General features: G+C 37.5%; 1 protein-coding gene. It reads right to left on the reverse strand.

Annotated elements, in window-relative coordinates:
- A partial coding sequence (locus RR45_RS10965) for a hypothetical protein (protein WP_143465098.1) occupies nucleotides 1-407 on the reverse strand: 407 nt, incomplete at its 3' end.
- Nucleotides 408-432: the final 25 nt, after the last annotated feature.

Raw genomic sequence — 432 nt, forward strand, 5'->3', positions numbered from 1 at the left:
TTATTGGCAATTCTCTCAGCCTCCCACATCTCACTTAAAACTTTAGCCTCTTTTTCAGTAAGTCCAAAAGTTTTGCTGATTTTTGCCAAATCAAGCGCTAAATCGCCGCCTTTTTCTAACATTCTAGCCGTTTCCATAGCTTTGTAGAGGTTGATTGCTTTTTTAGCTGGAAAATAAGTCAAGAGCAGAGAAAGAAAACTCAACGATTGTTTTGAAAATGATGCGTCTGAATCAAGCAAAGTTTTGACATCATTGACACCGACTAACTCAGCGATAAGCTCTGGGGCTAAATCTTTTAAATTTGCCCAACCAACTTTGGCAATCGCCAAACGTAGATTTTTTGTTTTCTCCTTATCAATTTTACCATTAACATAAACAGTTGGGAAACTTTCGCCCATACCGTTCATTGCTGACCATTTGATTTCAACTTTA

It is taken from the genome of Pseudolactococcus chungangensis CAU 28 = DSM 22330 (assembly GCF_002441885.1).
GTDB classification, from domain to species: Bacteria; Bacillota; Bacilli; order Lactobacillales; family Streptococcaceae; genus Pseudolactococcus; species Pseudolactococcus chungangensis.